The organism is Bradyrhizobium sp. CCBAU 45394, assembly GCF_028128655.1.
Lineage (GTDB): Bacteria > Pseudomonadota > Alphaproteobacteria > Rhizobiales > Xanthobacteraceae > Bradyrhizobium > Bradyrhizobium diazoefficiens.
Genome location: NZ_LBIX01000055.1, coordinates 1 through 634, shown reverse-complemented (window position 1 = coordinate 634; position 634 = coordinate 1). Strand labels below are relative to the sequence as shown.

General features: G+C 64.4%; 1 protein-coding gene. It reads left to right on the top strand.

The features are described 5' to 3' along the window. A partial coding sequence (locus WN73_RS11640) for a transposase (protein WP_271552844.1) occupies positions 1–466 on the top strand: 466 nt, incomplete at its 5' end. Between the last annotated feature and the right edge of the window lie 168 nt (positions 467–634).

The window sequence follows — 634 nt, the reverse complement described above, 5'->3', positions numbered from 1 at the left end:
GCGATCCCTGAACGAGAAGGTGGCGCTGCTCGACCGAGAGCTCGCCCGGCGCGCCAAGGAGGATGCCGAAGCGAAGCGGCTAATGACGATCCCAGGAATTGGGCCGATCACGGCTACGGCGCTCGTTGCCCTGGCGCCGACAGCCCAGGCCTTCAAGAGGGGACGCGACTTTGCGGCATGGCTGGGGCTTACCCCGCTGCAGCGCTCCACCGGAGGCAAGCAGAAGCTCGGCAAGACGTCACGTATGGGCGAACGAACCCTGCGACGACTGCTGATCATCGGCGCGAGCGCGGCCGTGCGCTGGGCAATGCGCAAAGGCTCGACAGCGGATTCTTGGCTTGCGCGCATGCTTGCCCTCAAGCCGCCCATGCTGGTGATCGTCGCCCTCGCTAACAAGATGGCGCGCATCGTCTGGGCATTGATGGCGAGAGGCGGAACCTATCGGGCTCCGGCTGCGGCGAAGTAGTTCCGCGGCAGGGACCGTGAGTGTGAGAAGGTCAACCGGAGAGTATGGCGCACGGTCACGAGACAGGAATGGGAAAACCAGATCATGGATACGCGCCTCGAGCACGCGAAGTTGAATTGGACCCGTTCCGCGAACTCCCATACGGGCCAGCGGCATGTGACAGCCGCA